This is a genomic window from Aeromonas bestiarum (assembly GCF_028751155.1).
GTDB classification, from domain to species: Bacteria; Pseudomonadota; Gammaproteobacteria; order Enterobacterales; family Aeromonadaceae; genus Aeromonas; species Aeromonas bestiarum.
Genome location: NZ_CP064746.1, coordinates 3,140,346 through 3,160,944 on the forward strand (window position 1 = coordinate 3,140,346; position 20,599 = coordinate 3,160,944).

Annotated in this window: 16 protein-coding genes; 11 read left to right on the forward strand and 5 right to left on the reverse strand. The window is 65.0% G+C overall.

Annotated elements, in window-relative coordinates; all coding sequences use genetic code 11:
• The first annotated feature begins 11 nt into the window (after positions 1-11).
• The 3 genes from IU367_RS14510 to IU367_RS14520 are packed head-to-tail and all read left to right on the forward strand — an operon-like array spanning position 12 to position 2,315.
• A complete protein-coding gene (locus IU367_RS14510) occupies positions 12-614 on the forward strand; it encodes a TetR/AcrR family transcriptional regulator (protein WP_274452262.1) in 603 nt (200 codons plus the stop codon).
• On the forward strand, positions 595-1,113 hold the full coding sequence (locus IU367_RS14515) for an SCP2 sterol-binding domain-containing protein (RefSeq protein ID WP_103471939.1): 519 nt from the start codon (positions 595-597) through the stop codon (positions 1,111-1,113). The genes IU367_RS14510 and IU367_RS14515 overlap by 20 nt, the downstream gene beginning before the upstream one ends.
• 17 nt (positions 1,114-1,130) lie before the next feature.
• The gene (locus tag IU367_RS14520) at positions 1,131-2,315 is read left to right on the forward strand and encodes an iron-containing alcohol dehydrogenase (RefSeq protein WP_274452263.1); all 1,185 of its coding nucleotides are present in this window, start codon (positions 1,131-1,133) and stop codon (positions 2,313-2,315) included.
• A 36-nt stretch (positions 2,316-2,351) separates the two neighbouring features.
• Here IU367_RS14520 and IU367_RS14525 read toward each other — a convergent pair whose 3' ends face one another.
• Positions 2,352-2,627, reverse strand: a complete 276-nt coding sequence (locus tag IU367_RS14525) for a hypothetical protein (protein ID WP_098984517.1) — start codon at positions 2,625-2,627, stop codon at positions 2,352-2,354.
• Between the two features lie 156 nt (positions 2,628-2,783).
• Positions 2,784-3,698, reverse strand: coding sequence for a cysteine synthase CysM (gene cysM, locus IU367_RS14530; RefSeq protein WP_241278309.1), 915 nt, complete (start codon positions 3,696-3,698; stop codon positions 2,784-2,786).
• A gap of 134 nt (positions 3,699-3,832) precedes the next feature.
• On the opposite strand from cysM, the gene IU367_RS14535 reads away from it, so the two are divergent.
• From IU367_RS14535 to IU367_RS14560, 6 genes are all read left to right on the forward strand, one after another.
• Positions 3,833-4,090 carry a GNAT family N-acetyltransferase gene (locus IU367_RS14535; protein WP_011705401.1) on the forward strand — a complete coding sequence of 86 codons (258 nt, stop codon included), beginning with the start codon at positions 3,833-3,835 and terminating at the stop codon, positions 4,088-4,090.
• Positions 4,080-4,673, forward strand: coding sequence for a nucleotidyltransferase family protein (locus IU367_RS14540; protein WP_241278310.1), 594 nt, complete (start codon positions 4,080-4,082; stop codon positions 4,671-4,673). The genes IU367_RS14535 and IU367_RS14540 overlap by 11 nt, the downstream gene beginning before the upstream one ends.
• A gap of 70 nt (positions 4,674-4,743) precedes the next feature.
• Positions 4,744-6,567: a SulP family inorganic anion transporter gene (locus IU367_RS14545; protein WP_043141018.1), complete on the forward strand. Its 1,824-nt coding sequence runs from the start codon at positions 4,744-4,746 to the stop codon at positions 6,565-6,567.
• Between the two features lie 134 nt (positions 6,568-6,701).
• Positions 6,702-8,048 (forward strand): MATE family efflux transporter, encoded by a 1,347-nt coding sequence (locus tag IU367_RS14550; protein ID WP_241278311.1) that lies wholly within the window; start codon positions 6,702-6,704, stop codon positions 8,046-8,048.
• Between the two features lie 11 nt (positions 8,049-8,059).
• Entirely contained in the window at positions 8,060-8,650 is a 591-nt protein-coding gene (locus IU367_RS14555; RefSeq protein WP_043557254.1) for a hypothetical protein, read from the forward strand.
• 286 nt (positions 8,651-8,936) lie between these two features.
• Positions 8,937-9,152: an HP1242/YdcH family protein gene (locus tag IU367_RS14560; protein ID WP_005313020.1), complete on the forward strand. Its 216-nt coding sequence runs from the start codon at positions 8,937-8,939 to the stop codon at positions 9,150-9,152.
• Between the two features lie 72 nt (positions 9,153-9,224).
• Here IU367_RS14560 and IU367_RS14565 read toward each other — a convergent pair whose 3' ends face one another.
• A complete protein-coding gene (locus IU367_RS14565; RefSeq protein ID WP_274452264.1) occupies positions 9,225-10,352 on the reverse strand; it encodes a helix-turn-helix domain-containing protein in 1,128 nt (375 codons plus the stop codon).
• Positions 10,353-10,539: 187 nt separating this feature from the next.
• On the opposite strand from IU367_RS14565, the gene IU367_RS14570 reads away from it, so the two are divergent.
• Positions 10,540-13,032 (forward strand): penicillin acylase family protein, encoded by a 2,493-nt coding sequence (locus IU367_RS14570; RefSeq protein ID WP_274452265.1) that lies wholly within the window; start codon positions 10,540-10,542, stop codon positions 13,030-13,032.
• A gap of 66 nt (positions 13,033-13,098) precedes the next feature.
• Here IU367_RS14570 and nifJ read toward each other — a convergent pair whose 3' ends face one another.
• Positions 13,099-16,704, reverse strand: coding sequence for a pyruvate:ferredoxin (flavodoxin) oxidoreductase (nifJ, locus tag IU367_RS14575; RefSeq protein ID WP_274452266.1), 3,606 nt, complete (start codon positions 16,702-16,704; stop codon positions 13,099-13,101).
• The gene (locus IU367_RS14580) at positions 16,701-18,347 is read right to left on the reverse strand and encodes an NAD(P)-binding protein (protein ID WP_274452267.1); all 1,647 of its coding nucleotides are present in this window, start codon (positions 18,345-18,347) and stop codon (positions 16,701-16,703) included. Before IU367_RS14580 ends, nifJ begins: the two co-directional genes overlap by 4 nt.
• Before the next feature lie 391 nt (positions 18,348-18,738).
• Between IU367_RS14580 and IU367_RS14585 the strand changes: the two genes are divergently transcribed.
• On the forward strand, positions 18,739-20,547 hold the full coding sequence (locus IU367_RS14585) for an MOSC N-terminal beta barrel domain-containing protein (RefSeq protein WP_274452268.1): 1,809 nt from the start codon (positions 18,739-18,741) through the stop codon (positions 20,545-20,547).
• Positions 20,548-20,599: the final 52 nt, after the last annotated feature.

Below are 20,599 nucleotides of genomic sequence, written 5' to 3' on the forward strand. Positions count from 1 at the left end.
CGGAGACCTGCATGCACAAACCCATGACAGACAAGCGCCGCCAGATCCTGGATGCCGCCCTCGCCCTGTGCGCCGAGGATGGGCTGCAAGGCGCCGCCACCGCCCGCATCGCCAAGGCGGCTGGGGTGGCCAACGGCACCCTGTTTCACCACTTCCCCAGCAAGGAGGTGCTGATCCAGTGCCTCTATCAGGATGTCAAACTGCGGCTCGGCGCCGCCATCACGGAGGCGGATGCCGCCCTGCCCCTGCGCGAGCAGGCCCGCCATTACTGGCAGCAGGCGATGCAGTGGATGCTGGCCCATCCCAACGAGCTCAAGTTCGTGCTGGGGTTCTTCCACTCCCCCCTGCTGGCGCGCCCCCTGCGCAGCCAGATCCTGAGCGATACCCTGCGCTTTCTGCCGCGCCTGCTGAGCCTGGGCCAGGCCAGCGGTGCCCTGATGCAAGCCCCGCCGGCCCTGATGCTGGAGGTGTGCCAGAGCCAGTTTCTGGCCTGCGCCTCCCTGTTTGTCGACCAACCTGAACTGGGACGGGACGCTCACTGGCAAGCCAGTGCCTTCGCCCTGTTCTGGTCCGCCATCTCGGGAGTGAACCCTAATGCAAAACCGGACGCTTGAATCCCTGGCGGCCCTTGGCCGCCGTCTCTGGATAGCCACCCTGCTCTGGGTCATAGGGCGCACCCTGTGCCGCGCCGCCCGGGTCGATGAGGCGGTGCGACAAGAACTCGCCCCCCTGCCCGACGGCCTCACCATACGGCTGGAGGTGGCGGGCCTCAGCCAGGCGCTGATCATCCACAAGGCGGCTGGTCGCTGGCAGTGCGGCGCACCGACCCATACCAGCGGCGATCTGCACCCGCTGCGAGTGCGTTTCAAGCATCCTGGCATCGCCTTTCGCGCCCTCAGCTTTCGGCTCGGGGTCAATCAGGCATTCAGCGAAAACCGCTTGCTGGTGGAGGGGGATCTCACCGTCGCCATGCACCTGGTACGGGCGCTGGAACAGCTGCAGGCCCTGATCCTGCCCGCCTTCATCGCGCGGCCACTGCTGCGCCACTATCCTGACCCGCGCCGCAAGCTGGCGCGAGCCTGCCACATCTACCTGGGTCTGTTGACCGGCTGAACAAGAGGATGAGCACCATGAGTCGCTATTACGATTTTTTCTGCCCGGTCAAGCTGATGGCGGGCGAACAGGCACTGGAGCAGCTCGCGGGCGAGCTGGCCGGATTGGGCGCGCGCCGCCCGCTGCTGCTCACCGACAAGGGGGTCAGCGGCACCGGACTCGCCACCCTGCTGGCCAATGTGCTGGCCGAGGGGGAGCTGCCGGTCGCCGACATCTGGGACGAGATCCCGGCCGACTCCTCCACCGCCGTGGTGGAGCGGATCGCGGCCCGCTATCGGGAGCTCAAATGCGATAGCCTGGTGGCGCTTGGCGGCGGCTCCGTCATCGACACCGCCAAGGCGGTCAACATCCTCGCCTCCATGGGCGGGGATCGGCTGCTGGATTACGCCGGCGCAGGCTGCCTGACCAGACCCCTGCAGCCGCTGGCGGTGGTGCCCACCACGGCGGGCACGGGATCCGAGGTGACGCTGGTGGCGGTGATCAAGGATGAGGCGAGCGGGCGCAAGGTGCCCTTCACCTCCCCCTTCCTGCTGCCGCAGCTGGCGGTGCTGGATCCGCGCCTCACCCAGGGCTTGCCCCTCAACATCACGGCGGCCACCGCCATGGATGCCATGACCCACGCCATCGAGGCCTTCATCGGCAACGCCAAGAACCCGGTCAGCGACGCCCTGGCGCTGATGGCGGTGGAGAAGATCGCCAGTGCCCTGCCCCAGGTGCTGAACAACCCGCAGGACAAGCGGCTGCGGTTGCAACTGGCGGAGGGCTCCACCCTGGCGGGCATGGCGTTTTCCAACTCCATGGTGGGGCTGGTGCACGCCCTCGGCCACAGCCTGGGGGCCCGCTGTCACCTGCCCCACGGTCTGTGCATGAACCTCTTCCTGCCGACCGTGCTCGACTACAACCGGCCGGGCATAGATGAGGAGCTGGCTCGCCTGCTGCTGCCCCTGGTCGGCGCCGAGCGCTTCGCGGCAACCCCGCTCGCAGAGCGGGCACAGGCCAGTATCCAGGCTCTGTGCTCCTTGCGCGATACCCTGTGGCAGGCGGTGAAGCTGCCGCGCACCCTGCGCGAAGCCGGCGTCACCGACAAGGCCCTGCTGCCCGAGATCCGGGATCTCGCCATCAACGACGGCGCCCTGCTCTACAACCGCAAGGATGCCGACCGGACCCAGCTGCTCGGCCTGCTGGAGCTGGCCTGGGAATAGCCGGCTTGGCCAGGCCCCGCATGGCGGGGCCGCTTGCTACCAGCTGATGGTGGCACCGGCCCCATAGTTGTCCCTTCCCTCCGGCGTCTTCTCGCGCCAGATGGACTCCTTGTTGCGGCGAATGGCCTCTTCCCGTTCCTGGTTGCGCTCCCAGACGGGTTTCATCTCGTCCAGTGGCCGCTCATGTTTCTCCCCCTTGTGATCGATGACGGCGCAGTGCTTGTCGCCGCACTGGTAGGCATAGGGTTCGACGGTGCAGCCCGCCAGGGCCAGGCCAATGAGAGAAACACTCAGGGAGTAAGGCAAGATCATGTGACGCTCCTGTTTGCATCGGTGACGAGAGGGCGCCGAGTGTCAAACAGGAGACAAAGGGATTCAACCTTGTGAAAGCTGTTGATTGTTACAAAGGGTACATCAAGCAGTTTGTCAGCAAGTTATTGATACGTATCATGTTACCGACCACTTCACTCAGTTCGTCTCTGCCGGATCCGGCGTAAAGACCCCGGTGGAGAGGTAGCGATCCCCCCGATCACAGATGATGACCACCACCACCCCCTGCTTGATCTCTGCCGCCACCCGCAGGGCACCGGCCACGGCACCACCTGAGCTGACCCCGCAGCAGATCCCCTCCTCCCGCGCCAGCCGGCGCATCATGAGCAGCGCCTCCTGCTGGGTCACGTCCAGCACCCGATCGACCCTTTGTGGCTCGAAAATGGTGGGCAGGTAGGCCACAGGCCAGCGGCGAATGCCAGGGATCTGGCTCCCCTCTGCCGGTTGCAGACCTATCACCTGCACCGCCGGGTTCTGCTCCTTGAGGTAGCGGGAGACCCCCATTATGGTGCCCGTGGTGCCCATGGCCGAGACGAAGTGAGTGACCGCCCCCTCGCTCTGGCGCCAGATCTCGGGGCCGGTCGATTGATAGTGGGCATCCGGGTTGGCCGGGTTGTTGAACTGATCGAGCACCAGTCCCTCCCCGCGTGCCTCCATGGCCAGCGCCAGATCCCGCGCCTCTTCCATGCCGTTTTCCACCAGCACCAGCTCGGCGCCATAGGCCTGCATGGCATCGCGCCGCTCCTGGCTCATGGTGCGCGGCATGATGAGCCGCATCCGATAGCCCCGCGCCGCCGCCACCATGGCCAGTGCTATGCCGGTGTTGCCGGAGGTGGCCTCGATGAGCCGGGCTCCCGGCAGCAAGCGACCGCTCGCTTCGGCGATCTTGATGAGGTTCAGCGCCGGCCTGTCCTTGACCGAACCGGCGGGATTGTTGCCCTCCAGCTTCACCAGCAGGGTGACCTCTGGCCAGGGATTGATGCGGCGCAGCGCCAGCAGGGGGGTATTGCCAATCAGATCTTCCAGCGTGGCGAAGGCCATAATGGGATCCATCCTCTGTTAACTGTTCTATACCTTGGCTAGCGGGTATGCACCCGGTCGGGCTCGCAGTGTAAGCGAGCCCGTGCAGTTGGCAAAGGGCTGCCAACGTGGTCAGATAACCCCATTCCCCGTACCGAGGAGCAAGCATGAGCGAGATCATTCATCAGGCCAACCAGCAACAATTCATCTGCGTGGTGGACGGCAAGGAGTCCAGGCTGCGTTACCGGCGGCTCGATGCCAAGACCATAGACGCCTACAGCACCTTCGTCCCGCCGGAGCTCAGGGTACAGGGCATCGCCGATCAGCTGGCGCGCACCTTCTACAGCTGGACCCAGGCGGAGGGGCTCACCATAGTGCCCAGCTGCAGCTACATAGACGTCTGGCTGCGCCGCAATGCAGGTTGACGCACAGACGCGTCAGAGTACGCAAGAGGCGCGCCTGCAAGCGCAAACCGAAATCCTGCTGCGGGCCGATGGCCAGCGCATGGCCTGCCTGCAGGCAGCGCGCGAGCTGGCGCTGCCCGACTGGGCGCTGGGGGCCGGCTTTATCCGCAATCTCATCTGGGATCATCTGCACTGTAAATCAGTCCCTACCCCGCTCAACGATATCGATCTCATCTATCTGGACAGTGCTGATCCGGCTGGATTGAAGGAGGCCGATCACGAGGCCTGGCTGGCCGCCAGGGTGCCGGGCCAACGCTGGGAAGTGCGCAATCAGGCCCGCATGCACCAGCGCCAACGGGTTCCCCCCTTTGTCAGCAGTCTGGAGGCCCTCAGCCACTGGGTGGAGGTGCCTACCTGCATCGGGGTCAGGTTGCTGCCAGACGGCGAGTTCGAGTGGCTGGCCCCCCATGGCTTTGCCCCCAACTGGTCCCTGCAGGTGGATCCCAACCCGCGCTGCCGCCAGGAGAGCCGGGTTTTTACCGAACGGGTCAAGGCCAAGGAGTGGCAACGGCTGTGGCCTGACCTGGTGGTGAACTGGCCATAACCTGATTGCAATGTTTCGGCAACCTTGGGCACACTAGGGAAAAGCTGTTTGTAACTCAATGGGTTAAATAATGCGCGACTTCTTCTCACTCGAACGCTGGCTACCGGGCCTCGCCGCCCTGCTGCAATACCAGCGGGCCTGGCTGATGCCGGATGTGCGCGCTGGACTGTCGGTGGCGGCCGTGGCGCTGCCCGTGGCCATCGCCTATGCCGAACTCGCCGGCGTGGGGCCCCTGGTCGGCCTCTACTCCTGCATACTGCCCATGCTGGTCTACGCCCTGTTTGGCACCTCCCGCCAGCTGATCGTCGGCCCGGACGCCGCCACCTGCGCGGTGATAGCCGCCGTGGTCACCCCGCTCGCCGCCGGTGATGCCACCCGCCATTGGCAGCTGGTGATGACAATGACCGCCATGACCGGCTTCTGGTGCCTCATCGCCAGCCGCTTCAAGCTGGGGGTGCTGGCGGACTTTCTCTCCCGTCCCATATTGATGGGGCTGCTCAACGGCGTGGCCATCACCATAATGGTGGGTCAGCTCTCCAAGATCTTCGGCTTCACCTTCAGCGAGCGCTACCTCATAGAGCGGATCGCGGGCGGTGCCAACTACATTACCCAGACCCATCTGCCGACCCTGGCCATGAGCCTGACCGCCTTGCTCACCCTGCTGCTGGCCAAGCGCTACAAGCCGGCCTGGCCCTCCTCCATGGTGGCCATGGTAGTGACGGCGGCCCTGGTGTGGGGACTGGATCTCGGCCAGTTCGGCATCGCCACCCTGGGGGCCATCGGCTCGGGTATGCCCGTCTTCCAGTTGCCGGAATTTCCCCCAGGTCTGATGCGCGAGCTGGTGCTGCCGGCGCTCAACCTCGCCATGGTGAGCTTCGTCTCCATGATGCTCACCGCCCGCAGCTTCGCCGCCAAGAACGGCTATGAAATCGATGCGGACAAGGAGTTTCGGGCGCTGGGGATGGCCAACCTGGCGGCGGCTGCCTCTCAGGGCTTTGCCATCAGCGGGGCGGATTCGCGCACCGCGGTCAACGATGCCAACGGCGGCAAGAGCCAGCTGGTCTCCATCATAGCGGCCGCCGCCATCGCCCTGGTCACCTTCTACCTGACGGCGCCGCTGCAATACATACCCACGGCCGCCCTCGGCGTGGTACTGGTGATGGCGTCGCTGTCGCTGACCGATTTTCGCGGCCTGTGGGCCCTGCGCCACTCGGATCGGGCCGCCTTCTGGCTGGCGCTCATCACCTTCGTCAGCGTGCTGGCCATGGGGGTGATCCCGGGGATCACCCTCGCCGTGCTGCTGGGGCTGTTCCAGTTCCTGCGCAATGTGATGCGCCCCACCGACCAGTTGCTCGGCATGGATGACGAGGGGGTGGTGCGTACCCTGGGGGACAACGAGCAGGCCAAGGCCATTCCCGGCATCCTGGTCTATCGCTTCAACTCGCCGCTCACCTACTTCAACGCCCCCTACTTCAAGCGGCGGGTGCTGGCGCTGCTGGTGCAGGATCCCCACAACCCCAAATGCCTGGTGGTGGATGCGGTGGCCTGTTTCACCCATCAGGACATCAGCGTGATGAGCATGGTGGGGGAGCTGCACAAGGATCTGAAACGGCGCGGCATCCACATGGTGATGGCTGGTCGCCACGGCCAGATGAGCCAGTGGCTCAAGCAGGCGGGGATCCGGGTGGGCGACGAGGGGGTCATCCTCTGCCCCGACATGTATCAGGCGCTGCGCATGACCCGCTGCTACCGGGAGCCCGTGTTCAAAGATGACACAGTGGTGGAGAGCACCACGGACGCCATCCTCTCCCACTGGCCCCAGGATGATGCGCTGCCGGACTCGGCGCGGCTCACGCTCCCCTCTGAGCAGGAGGCAGGCGCCACCCCGGCCTGATCGGGAGCCGGACTCTCCCCGGGAGGGTCTGGCGCACTCTCAGCTCAGGGCAGGATTGCACCCTGCGGACTCTTGGTGTTAAATGCCCGTCCAGATGGCGCTGACGAGGGCCATCCCCAGTATTTGGACACCCCATGCAAACTCAATCCCAGGCGGGCCCAGGCACTCTCTTCTCCCTGACCTGGCCGCTGTTTATCGATCTCGCCCTGCACTTTCTGACCGGGGCCCTCAACACCTTCATGGTGGGCCACGTCTCCTATCAGGGCGTGGCGGCACTGGCGGTCGGCAACCAGGTGTTCGATCTGGCCATCACCTTGTTCAGCTTCGTCAGCATAGGCACCAGCGTGGTGATCACCCAGTATCTGGGGGCCGGCGATCGGGAGAAGGCGCGCATCGTCATCCACACCGCCATCGGCTTCAACCTGCTGGTGGGGCTGGTGGCCGCGGTCGGCGTGCTCGCCGGCGCCAGCACCATGCTCTCCCTGATGAACCTGCCCGCCCACCTGATGGGCGATGCCACCCTTTATCTGCAGATCATCGGCCTGTGCCTGCTGCCGGAGGCGGCGGCACTCTGCCTGGCCGCCACCCTGCGTGCCCACGGCCATACCCGTCAGGCCATGTACGTGACCCTGACCGTCAACCTCATCACCTTCGTCGGCAACCTGCTGCTGCTCTACGGCTGGTTCGGCCTGCCCCAGCTGGGAGTGGCCGGGGTCGCCATCAGCACGGTGGCGGGTCGCATCGTCGGCGTTGTGTTGCTGGTGTGGCTGGTGGCGCGCAAGACAGGTATCAAGTTGCGTTTGCCCGAGATAGTCCGCCCCAGCAAGGTCATGCTGGACAAGGTGCTGCACATAGGCCTGCCGGCGGCGGGGGAGAACCTCTCCTGGATGCTGCAGTTCATGGTGGTCACCGCCTTCGTCGGCCTGCTCGGCGACAAGGCGCTGGCGACCCAGTCCTATTTCTTCCAGATCTGCCTGTTCATCCTGCTGTTCGGCCTCTCCATCGGTCTTGGCAACGAGATCATCATCGGCCATCTGGCGGGGGCCCGCCGCTTCGAGCAGGCCTACAACCAGCTGATGAAGAGCCTCAAGCTCGGCCTCATCGTCACGACCCTGATCGCCATCGCCGCCGCCCTCAATGGCCGCGCCATCATCAGTTTGTTCACCGACGATCCCGACATCATCACCCAGGTGGCCCAGCTGTTTCTCATCAGCCTCATCCTCGAACCCGGCCGCACCTTCAACCTGGTGGTGATCAACGCCCTGCGTGCCACCGGGGATGCCCGTTTCCCGCTCTACATGGCGCTCGTCTCCATGTGGGGGATTGCCGTTCCGCTCGCCTATTTCCTTGGTATCATGCAGGGCTATGGACTGGTCGGCATCTGGTTGGCGCTCGCCTGCGATGAGTGGGTGCGCGGTCTGGCCATGTTCTGGCGCTGGCGCAGTCGTCGCTGGCAAAACAAAATTCTTGTTGAAACATAAGCGGAATCACAATGAAGAAAATCGGACTCTTGTTGGCTGCCATCCTGCTCAGCCCGCTGGCCATGGCGCAAACCGCGCCCGCGGCTCCCAAGGCGCAAGCCGCCAAAACCTGGTATGTGGCACCCATCGCCATCGACGAGACAAGCGAGGCCCAGAAGGCGCTGACCAAAGATTTTACAGCCCAGATGATCAAGACCATCAAGATCAACGAATACCAGACCGGCAAAGCACTCGGCAAGACCCAGGATCCCAAGTGGCTGATCCGCACCAAGTTGATGCCTGCCAGCACGGAGCCGCTGGTCGGCAAGAAGCACCCGCAGGGTCTCACCTACGGCAAGGGCATCCCCACCCAGGAGATAGTCGGCGAGCTCATCATGAACGGCACGCTGGTGGCGCATGTCGGCCAGGGCTGGCGTGAACCCATACTCCCGGGGACCCCGGTGGCCGAGAAGATCACCATAGCCAACTACCAGTACGCCATCGGCAACGAGGCCAAGGCGCCGGATCTGGAAGAGCTGGCGGCGCAGATTGGCTTCGAGGTGGGCAAGGTGATCGCCAGAGACGGCAAGCCGCTGCCCGAGAAGAAAAAGAAAAAAGAGTAAACGCCACACCTGTTCTCAAGAAGGGGCCCCTGGCCCCTTTTTGCTGCCCGCTTGCCAGCCCTCCACCGTCATCAAACCGTCACAACTGTGATCGCGATTCCAGTTTGAAGCTCAGTTTCTTACTTACAAATGGCTTATCAGCTTGTGATTCAAGCAGTTAAAAATCATCCCCCAGATGCAGCAAATCATTGGTCCCGAATTCGATCGGGATCACATTTATCTGTGGGGGGAAGGGGTACTTTGGTTTTGAAGGCACAATCAAACGAAACCAAGGAGGCTTCATTACATGTTCCCAGAGTACAGAGATCTCATCTCGAAACTGAAGAGCAGTGATGTCCATTTCCAGAAGAAGTTTGACTTGCACAACGACCTGGATGCGGAGATTAGAAAGTTGGAAAAGCATCACGCCAGCGACTACAGCTCCGAGGTGAAGGATCTGAAAAAACAGAAACTTAAACTGAAAGAGGAGATATACGACATCCTCAAACAACATCCACACTAGACGCCTCGACGAATACCCGGATAAGCAACTTATCCCTCCAGCCCGGCTCAAGCCGGGCTTTTTATCGTCTCGTCACGGGGAAGCCGTCCGAAACGCTGGCAGGCCCTGACGGCGAAATTCGCTCGGGGTCTGCCCCGTATGGCGGCGAAAGGCGGTGTTGAAGGTGGACTTGCTGTTGAAACCGGCCCGGTAGCAGATGCTGGCCACCGTCTCGTCTCCCGCCTGCAGCAGCCGTTTGGCCTCCTCCACCCGATAACGGTTTAGCCAGTCGTAGAAGTTGCCCCCCGAGCAGGCGTTGATGGCGGTGGAGGCCTGATGGGTACTCAGGCCGCACTCGCCAGCCAGCTTGCCGAGGGAGAGCCCGGGATCCCGATAGGCCCCCTCCTTCAGCCGCCGCTCCAGCTCGTCAAACAGCGGCTGCTGGCTCGCGTCCAGTGCCGGGCTCATGATGCAGGCCTGACCCTCACTCCCGCCGGGTTGCGTGATCTCTGCCGAGGCCGCCTGTTGCGGCAGGCGGGCATGGGCCAGTACCTGCAACAGCAGATAGGCGGTGACGGGGGCCTGCAGATAGACGGTGGAGAGCGGCCAGCCGAGCCAGCTCAGGGCGATCCGCCCCAGCAGCAACAAGGCCACCAACAGTTGCAGTCCCTGCAACTGGCTCACCCAGGCCCGCAGCGCCGGCTTGCGGCTGACGACCCCAAGCCGCTGCTGCCGCCACCAGTAGATCAGCCCCAGCAGGGCCATGATGGCCAGATAACGATTGCCGTAGAGGGTGATGCCGGGCCACAACCCATCCCCCTGCTTGCCGAGCAGGATCCAGCGCACCTTCTCGGCGCCAGGCAGCAACCAGTAAGGCAGCGCCAGCACGGCCACCAGCAACAGCGGCAGACTGTGCACCATGCGGTCACGCCAGCGGCCGAGCACCGGCTCCCCCTGCAGGGCCCGGATATAGCCATAGAGGCAGAACGGCAGCATCACCACCAGGGGATCCGCCAGTTTGAGCAGATGAGGCCAGCGTTCGAACAGCTGCTGCTGATGGTAGAGATACTCCAGCGCCTGCACGCTGCTCAGGGCGAGCAGGGCCAGCAGATAATCGGAGGCTGAGTCCCAGCGTCCCCGCCACTGCCAGCCGAGCGCCGCCAGCAACAACATGCCCGCCAGGCTCAGACTGAGCAAGGCCGCCACTTCTTCCCACTGCATATGCTTGCTCCCCCAGGTACGGCTCCATCGAGACGGACCTGTTTATCCTTGTTTTTATTCTGTTTTTGGAACTATGACCGGTTCCATCCAGCGGAGCGACAGCCAGCTCGCCCTGCTCTTAAATACCCTCTCCTGCGGGCAAAAAGCAACAGAACCATAACAAGCACGGACAACAGAAGGAACTCAAATGCGATCTCCCTTTCCCCTTACCCTGCTCGGCTGCCTCGTTCTGGCCGGCTGCCAGGAGAACAGCAGCGAGCCGGATCCCGCTCGCCACTATGACGTCACCCTCACCTACACGGAGCAGGGGGTGCCCCACATCAAGGCGAATGACTACGCCAGCCTCGGCTTCGGGGCGGGTTACGCCCATGCCGAGGAGAACCTCTGCACCCTGAGCGAGCAGATCATGAAACTGCGGGGGGAAAAATCCCGCTGGCTGGGAGCGGGAGAGCAGCAGCGCAACCTGCTCTCCGACGTGGGCTATCGCTCGCTGGATCTGCCCGCCCAGGCCGCCGCTCTGTATGGCAAGCTGGCGCCGGATGCCCGCGATCTCATCGAGGGCTATGTGGCGGGCTTCAACCACTCACTCGCGGGACGAGCCAGCCCGGCGGACTATCCTTCCCCCTGCCGTGGGGCCGAGTGGGTCGAGCCCATCACCCCGACCCAGCTGCTGGCCTATCACCTGGATCTCGCCCAGCTCGCCAGCGGCCGCAGCTTCATCGGCGCCATGGCGAGCGCCCAGCCCCCCGGCAGCGGGACGCAGGCGCGTGCCCTGCCTGACCCGGAAGCCGAGTGGCTGCTCACCGCCGAGGGGATCGGCAGCAACGGCTGGGCGCTGGGGGCGGATCGCAGCAGCAACGCCAACAGTTTGCTGCTCGGCAACCCCCACTTCCCCTGGGATGGCGAACTCAGGTTCTACGAACAGCACCTGCAGATCCCGGGCAAACTCAACGTGACCGGCGCCACCATGATGGGTTTTCCCGCCATCCTGATCGGCTTCAACGAACAGCTGGGCTGGACCCATACCGTCTCCCAGTCCAAGCGCTTCACCCTCTATCAGCTCACCCTGGATCCCGCCAATCCGCTGCGCTACCGCTACGGCGACCAGTGGCGGGAGATGAGCCAGAAAACCATCACGCTGCAAGTGCGCCAGGCCGATGGCAGCCTGCAGCCCTATGCCCAGACCGTCTATGCCAGCCACTTCGGCCCCGTGGTCAACCTCGCCTCCCTCTCGCCCACCCTGGGCTGGACCAGCAGCAGCGCCATCAGCTTCCGCGATGCCAACGCCGGCAACTACAAGATGCTGGAGCAGTGGCTGGCCATGGCCAAGGCCCAGAGTACCCCGGCCTTCTTTGACGCACTGGCCGAGCATCAGGGGGTGCCCTGGGTCAATATCCTGATGATCGACAAGGCGGGCCAGGCCAGCTATGTGGATGCCACCCAGGTGCCCCGCCTCGGCGCCAAGGCCGAAGCCTGGTGGCGAATGGCCTCCCAGACCCCGCAGTTGGCCCCCGTCTGGCTGGATGGCGAGGGCAGCGTGCTGCTGCCGGGCAACGACCCCGATTTCGAGTGGGTCGACAGCGGCCAGACCCGGGCCCCCGGCCTTGTCCCCCTGAGCCAGGCCCCCCGCCAGACCCGCAGCGACTACGTCTACAACGCCAACAGCAGCCACTGGCTGACCAACCTGGCGGCGCCGCTGGAGGGTTACTCCATCCTCTACGGACCGGAGCAGACGGTGCGCAGCCCGCGCACCCGCTACAACGCCCAGCTCATCAGCACCCCAGAGACCATGGGACTGACCGGGGCCGATCGCCGCTTCACCCTGCCGGCGCTGCAACGGGTGCTGACCCACAACGGCTCCCTGTTTGCCCGCGAACTCAGGGATCCCCTGCTGGCCCGTTGCCAGGCCCATCCGCTGATCCAGCTGACGAGCGGCCCGCTGGACCTGACCCCGAGTTGCAATGCGCTCGCCAACTGGGATGGCGAGTATCAGCTGGAGAGCCGGGGCGCCCACCTGATGCGCGAATGGCTGACGGCGTTTCGCACCAGCGGCCACAGAGACATCAAGGATGCCCTGTTTGCCATCCCCTTCGATCCGGCCAGGGGCGCCACCACGCCGAGCGGGCTGGCTCCCTGGGGCGGCGCGCCGGATCTGGATCCCGCCCTGCTGGCGCTGGCCCATGCCCAGCAGCGGTTGCAGGCCGCCGGTATCGCGCCGGATGCCGAACTCGGCGCGCTGCAGTTCGTGCAAAAGGCGGCCGGGCTGACCCCCATAGCGCTGCCGGGAGGCAACTCGTTCGAGGGGCTGTTCAACATGGTGCAGACCAATCTGCCTTCGCGCAGCAGCTCGGATCTCGCCAACATAGTGACCGGCAAGAGCGTGGCGGACACCACGCTGCGCAGCCTGGATGACGACGGTGACGGCCAGCCCGAGCTGCGCTATCGCGCCAACTACGGCTCCAGCTTCGTGCTGGCCCTGCAGTTCGATGCCACCAGGCCCAAAGCGGAACGCTTCCTGAGCTACGGCCAGTCCCACGATCCCGAGAGCCCGCACTTCACCGATCAGACCGAGCAGTTTGCCCGCCAGCAGTGGCAACCCATGCGCTTCACCGAGCAGGAGATAGAAGCCCATCAGGAGCGCAGCCTGCACCTCAAGGTGCTGCGTGCCACCAGCCCCTGAGCCACGCCTCTCTCCAGCCATAAAAAAAGCGGGCCGACAGGCCCGCTTCGTCATTCAGGATCCGGCTCAGACGGGAGGATGGAAGGCGCTGGCCTCCCGGGTCGCCATCTCCTCGTAGGTAGCCCACTTCTGCCACGCCACTTGTTGTGCCACCTGCATCAGCCGCTCGGCCTCCTCCGGGTGGCTCTGGGCCAGCACCCGGTAGCGGTTCTCCTCTGCCCTGTACTCGGCAAGCGGAATCGAAGGGCGCAGGCTGTCGAGGCTGAAGGGGTTCTGCCCCGCGTGGCGCAATACCGGGTTGTAGCGCAGCAGCGGCCAGTGGCCCGAGTCCACCGCCCGTTTCTGCTGGGTCAGCCCCAGCTCCATGTCGATGCCGTGGGCGATGCAGTGGCTGTAGGCGATGATGAGGGACGGGCCCGGATAGGCCTCCGCCTCCCGCAGGGCCTGCAACGTCTGCTGCGGATTGGCGCCAAAGGCGATGCGGGCCACATAGACATTGCCATAGGAGATGGCCTGCAGCGCCACATCCTTCTTGGCGAGCGTCTTGCCCCCCGCCGCGAACTTGGCGACGGCACCGAGCGGCGTCGATTTCGACATCTGGCCGCCGGTGTTGGAATAGACCTCGGTATCCATCACCAGCACGTTCACATCCCGCCCGGAGGCGAGCACGTGATCGAGCCCCGCCGAGCCTATGTCATAGGCCCAACCATCGCCGCCGACGATCCAGACCGAGCGACGCACCAGTTGATCGATGAGGGACAGCAGCTCGCGGGCTTGTCCCGAGTTCACCTCCTCCAGTCGTTCGCGCACCTGTGCCACCCTGCCCCGCTGGGCGCGGATCTGTGACTCCAGCCGCTGCGGGGCGCTGACAAGCGACTCGACCAGCTCATCCCCCAGCTCCCCCTTCATCGCCTTGAGGGCGGCCACCGCCTGACCATGATGCTGATCGGCGGTGAGGCGGAAGCCAAAGCCGAACTCGGCGTTGTCCTCGAACAGGGAGTTGGACCAGGCTGGTCCCTTGCCTTCGCCGTTCTTGGCCCAGGGGGTGGTCGGCAGGTTGCCGCCATAGATGGAGGAGCAGCCGGTGGCGTTGGCCACCAGCATGCGATCGCCAAACAGCTGGGTCAGCAGCTTGAGATAAGGGGTCTCGCCACAGCCGGCGCAGGCGCCGGAGAACTCGAACAGCGGCTCCAGGAACTGGGCACCGCGCACCGTGGAAAAATCCACCCGCTCGCGGGCAGGCCAGGGCAGCCCCTCGAACCAGCGCAACGCCTGCTTCTGACCGGCCAGATGGGGTGCCTTGTCCATCATGGTGATGGCACGCGCGCCTTCATGGCCCTCTCCTTCAACACGCTCGCCTTGATGGCTGGCATCCGCCCCGGCCCGCACCGGACAGGCCTGCACGCACTGACCGCAGCCGGTGCAATCCTCCGGATAGAGCTGCAAGGTGTAGCGGCTGTCGGGGAAGCCCCTGGCGGTGACGGGCACCGACTGGGCCGCCTCGGGGGCGGTGGCCAGCCAGTCCTGGTGATAGAACTTGGCCCGCAGCGCAGCATGGGGGCAAACGAAGACGCAGTTGCCGCACTGGATGCAGATATCCGAATGCCAAATCGGGATCTCGCGGGCGATATCCCGCTTCTCGAAGCGACTGGTGGCTGTGGGGTAAGTGCCATCCACCGGCAACATGGAGACGGGGATGAGATCGCCGCGCCCCGCCAGCATCTCGCCGGTCACCCGCTGCACAAACTCGCTGCCGCCGGGGGCCAGTGGCAGCGGATAGTCGCTGATCGGCTCATCACCGGCCGGGATCGCCACCTTGCAGAGGTGAGCCAGGGTATCGTCCACCGCCGCGAAGTTGCGCGCCACCACCTCTGGCCCCTTGCGGGCATAGCTCTTCTCTATGCTCTCCTTGATCAGCGCAATGGCCTCGTCCCGCGGCAAGATCCCGGCCAGCGCGAAGAAGCAGGTCTGCATTATGGTGTTGATGCGATTGCCCATGCCGTTTTGCTCGGCCACCCGATCCCCGTCGATGCAGTAGAGCTGGATGTTGAGGGCGCGGATGCGGGCCCGCAGCCGCTCGGGCAGGCGGGCCCAGACTTGGCTTGCCTCACAGGGGGCGTTGAGCAGCAGGGTCGCCCCCTCGGCGGCGTGCTCCAGCAAGTCCACCGACTCGACAAAGCTCCACTGGTGGCAGCCGATGAAGCTCGCCTGCTCGATGAGCCAGGGCGCGTCTATGGGCTCGGGGCCAAAACGCAGGTGGGAGACGGTGCGCGAGCCCGACTTCTTGGAGTCGTAGACGAAATAGCCCTGGGCGTGGAAGCCCTCCAGCTCGCCGATGATCTTGATGCTGTTCTTGTTGGCGCCGACCGTGCCGTCGGCGCCCAGGCCAAAGAAGAGCGCCCGCACCCGGCTGGCGGGCTCCAGATCGCCGATGGGATGCCAGGCCAGACTCAGGCCCGACACATCATCCACTATCCCCACGGTGAAGCGCGGGCGCGGCGCATCGGATGCCAGCTCCTCGAACACGGCGGCACACATGGCGGGGGTGAACTCCTTGGAGGAGAGGCCATAGCGACCGCCACTGAGCCAGGGCAGCCGCTTGATAAGGCCACGCTGCAAGCCGTCGATGAGGGCGCTCTGCACGTCCAGCAGCAGCGGCTCGCCCCCGGCCCCCGGCTCTTTGGTGCGATCCAGCACAGCCAGCCGGCGCACGCTGGCGGGCAGGGCATCGAGCAGCGCCTGCACCGGGAAGGGGCGATAGAGGCGCACCACCAGCACCCCTGTCTTGCGATCCTGCCGGTTGAGCCAGTCGACCGTGGTGCGGGCGGTGGCCGCTCCCGACCCCATCAGCAAGATGACGTCGGTCGCGTCGCTGGCGCCGTGGTACTCCACCAGCCGGTAGTGGCGACCGGTGAGGGATCCCAGCTTGTCCATGCACTGCTGCACCCGCGCCGGCACCGCCTCGTAGAAGGGGTTGACGCTCTCGCGGGACTGGAAATAGGTATCGGGGTTCTGGGCGGTGCCGCGCATCACGGGGTGATCCGGGTTGAGCGCCCGGGCGCGATGGGCCCGCACCCAGTCGTTGTCGATGAGGGCACGGATCTCGTCCCTATGCAGGGCGGTGATCTTGTTCACCTCGTGGGAGGTGCGAAAGCCGTCGAAGAAGTGGATGAAGGGCACCCGGCACTGCAGGGTGACGCTGTGGGCAACCAAGGCCAAGTCCTGCGCCTCCTGCACAGAGCCGGAGGCGAGCATGGCAAAGCCGGTGCTGCGCGCCGCCATCACGTCCTGATGGTCGCCAAAAATCGAGAGCCCCTGCGCCGCCAGCGATCGGGCCGCCACATGGAACACGGCAGCGGTCAATTCCCCGGCGATCTTGTACATGTTGGGCAGCATCAGCATCAGCCCCTGACTGGCGGTGAAGGTGGTGGCGAGCGCCCCCGCCTGCAGGGCGCCGTGCACAGTCCCGGCCGCCCCTCCTTCGCTCTGCATCTCCACGACTGTGGGGATATTGCCCCAGAGGTTGGTCTGCCCCTCGTCCGCCCAGGCGTCGGCCAGCTCGGCCATGGTCGAGGAGGGGGTGATGGGATAGATGGCGCACACTTCGCTCAGCTGGTACGCCACCCGGGCCGCGGCTTCGTTGCCATCGACCATGATCAGTTCATGTTTCATTGGGACTCCTCCGGTTGGCGCAGCTCGATAGCGTGGCAGGGGCATTGATCGTGACAGGCACCGCAGCCGGTGCAGCGATCCGCATCCACCCGATAGCCGTGGCCCGGCCCCAGCTTCTCGATGGCCTGCTCGGGGCAGCTGCCATAACAGCCGTCGCACTCGAAGCAGTTGCCGCAGGAGTAGCAGCGCGCCGCCTCGTAGCGGGCCGCCGTCTCGTCCAGCCCACCTATGATCTCGCCAAAGTCGTCCCGCGCCCACGCCGGTTTGACCGGCTGACTGCTGGCGGGCGCATGGGTCTGGAACCAGAGCTGCAGCTGCTCAGGCCCCACCAATGGATAGGAGAGCGGTTTGTGGTAGTGGCGACCGCGCAGCCAGGCATCCATGTGGCGCGCCGCCTTCTTGCCGTGGCCGGTGGCGATAGTGACTGTGCGCTCCGAGGGCACCATGTCGCCGCCGGCAAACAGCCCGGGCACGTCTGTCATGAGGTTGTCTGCCACCTGCACCACCCCCTCCTGACTGACCCGCACGCCGGTAATGCTCTCCAGCACGCTCAAGTCCACCTCCTGACCGAGCGCCAGAATGAGGGAGTCTGCTTCGAGTGTTTCGAACTGGCCGGTGGGCACAGGTTTGCCCTGCTCATCCAGCACCATCACCTCCACTTCAATGCTGGTGTTGTCGAGCTGGCGAATGCTGCGCAGCCAGTTGATCTTGATCCCCTCCTCCTCGGCTTCAAGGGCCTCGAAGGCGTGGGCCGGCATGTGATCCCGGTCGCGCCGGTAGATGATCATCGCCTCCTCCACCCCGAGGCGGCGGGCGGTGCGAGCCGCATCCATGGCGGTGTTGCCGCCGCCGTAGATGGCTACTCGTCGTCCCAGTTTGGGGGGCGGAAGACCCTGCTCCTCGGCCAGGCTGGCCTGCTCGAGGAAGCTCACCGCATCGAGGATCTTGCCCGCCTCCCGGGCCGGAATATCGACCCGCTTGGCCAGATGGGCGCCAATGGCCATGAAGACGGCATCAAAGCCCCCCGCGTCACGCGCCTTGAGCACGTCTTCCACCTTGTGATTGAGGGTGAGGGTGACGCCGGCGGCCAGGATGCGGGCCACCTCCCTGTCCAGCACGTCGCGGGGCAAGCGGTAGGCGGGAATGCCAAAGCGCAGCATGCCGCCGGCCAGCGGCCCCGCTTCGCGGATCTCCACCTGATGGCCGAGTCGGTTGAGGTGCCAGGCACAGGACAAACCGGACGGGCCGGCGCCGACGATCAGCACCTTCTTGCCACTGGCGGGCGCAGGTGGCGCAGGCTGCCAGCCTTTGGCCAGCGCCTCGTCGCCGAGGAAGCGTTCGATGGCGTGAATGGAGACGGCATCATCCACCTGGGCGCGATTGCAGGCGCTCTCGCAGGGGTGATAGCAGACCCGGCCATGGACGGCGGGCAGGGGATTTTCTTCGATCAGCGTCTGCCAGGCCGCTTCAAAGCGGCCCGCTTCGGCCAGGGCAAGCCAGGCCTGGATGTTCTCGCCGGCCGGGCAGGCGTGGTTGCAAGGTGGCAGGGCCGGCCGCCAAACGGGTAGCCGAGTACGGACCGGGCCTGTTCCCGTTTTCTGGGAGAGATCCGGCTGTGGGGTCATATCCAGTTGTTTGCTCATACATTGCTTTCTTCTTTTTGTGTGACAGGCCCCCTCCGATGGCACTTGATACCGTTTAGCCGGGGCGGACGGTGGCCGGAGAGGGAAGAAGCGAAAGCGTTAGAAACTGGAAGCTGTCTCGATAGTGGACTGATTTTTGTACTGAATGGCGGATCAGGATCAAAAAATGTTGCACTTTATGGGGTCTGGAGCCCGGAACGTGACCCCTGTAACATCTTGCCCAATTGCACACGGGATGGCGTTGACCGGCTTATCCAACCGAGGCGGTCAGCGCCGGATTGCCAGGTAAGGACGGCACAGGGCGGCAACCATGCAAGGATTGCTGCACGGGGCGGGAACCGTTATCTTGCCTCCTCTTCATCTGCACAGGCCACTGCACAAGGACCCGGACATGCCAACACTCGACAGCATTCATCTCTACCCCATCAAATCGACGGCAGGCATGCCACTGGCCCGTGCCCGGGTGACCGAAGAGGGCCTGCTGGGGGATCGCCGCTACATGGTGGTCAAGCCGGACGGCAGCTTCATCACGGCCCGCACCCATCCCCAGTTGCAACAGGTAGTGGCCACCCCCATGGAAGGTGGCCTGCAGTTGCGCTATCCGGGTCTTGAGCCACTCACACTGCGAGAGCAGGATTTTTCCCGCACGCCCAAGACCACAGGGGTCTGGGGCGACAGCTTCACTGCCCTGCAGACCCTGCCCCGGGCCGATCACTGGCTGAGCCAGGTGACGAGGGAGCCGGTGCAACTGCTCTGGCTTGGCGAAACATCAGACCGCTTTCGGGAGAAGACAGGCACCCGGGTCAGCTTTGCCGACGGTTATCCGCTGCTGCTGATCAGCCAGAGCTCGCTCGAGGATCTCAACCTGCGCTCCGATGCCCTGCACCAGATGAGCCAGTTTCGCACCAACCTGGTGGCGAGCGGCACCCGTCCGTTCGAGGAGGACAGCTGGGTGCGCATCCGTATCGGCGAGGTGGAGTTCAGGGTCGACAAGCCCTGCAGCCGCTGCATCATGACCACGGTGGAAGCGGGCACGGATCGCTTCAATGCCCTCAAGGAGCCGCTCGCCACCCTCACCCGCTATCGCCGGGGCGAGGATGGGGATGTCTATTTCGGCCAGAATCTGGTGGCCCTCAACGCGGGCTGGATTGAGGCGGGCAGCGAGATAGAGGTGCTGGAGACGACCCGTCCCAGGGGCTACCCCAACGCGGCGCCCAGGAAGCGGGCGCTGGTGTGCGTGGCCCGCGAGCCGCTGGCACGGGATCTGGAAACCTTCTGGTTCGAAGCGGCCGATGGCGAGCCGCTGCCTGACTATCTGCCGGGCCAGCACCTACCCATCAGCCTAGACATCAAGGGCGAGCGACTGCAGCGGCGCTATACCCTGAGCTCAAGTCCGGATCTGCCGGATCGCTACAGCATCAGCGTCAAGCGCCTCGGTGAGGGGCGCATCTCTCCCTGGCTGCACCAGCAGTTGAAGGTGGGCGATACCCTGCTGGCATCCGCACCGGCTGGCGAGTTTCATCTCGGCACAGAGCGCTCGTTGTTGCTGCTCTCGGCCGGCTCAGGTGTCACCCCCATGCTCGCCATCGCCCGCACTCTGGCCCTGCGCGGGGAGCTTGCCGACGTTCACTTCATGCACCTGTGTCGCAGCGAGGCCGACATCCCGGCCGCCGCCGAGCTCTTCGCCATGGCGCAGCAGGGGATGGCGCTCACCCTGATCCTGAGCCAGCCCGATGGTCACTGGCAGGGGCTGAAAGGGCGCCTCTGCGATACCCATCTGGCCCAGATCAAGGGGCTGATCCAGCGGGAGGTGTTCCTGTGCGGTCCTCATGGCTTTATGGCCGATGCGGCGGCCAGACTGACCGCCCTTGGCGTGCCCGCCAGCCAGATCCGGCAGGAGAGCTTCGGCGGCGCCATCCTCTCGGTGGCGCGCCCCCACAAGGCGATACGGCTGCGCATAGGTGAACAGGCCTTTGCCGGCAACAATCAGGGAACCGTGCTGGATCAGGCCCACAAGCAGGGCGTGGAGCTGCCCTGGAGCTGCCGCGCCGGCATCTGCGGCAGTTGCAAGCAGACCCTGATCTCGGGCGAGGTAGATCACCCGGATGCCCCGGCCATCACGGCCGCCGAGCGCGCCGAGGGCAAGATCCTCACCTGCTGCGCCGTGCCGCTGACCGATCTGGTGATCGGGCCGCGATAATCCAAGGGGCCGGGAGCATGGCGTCGTCCATGCATCCCGGCCCTCCCCCTCA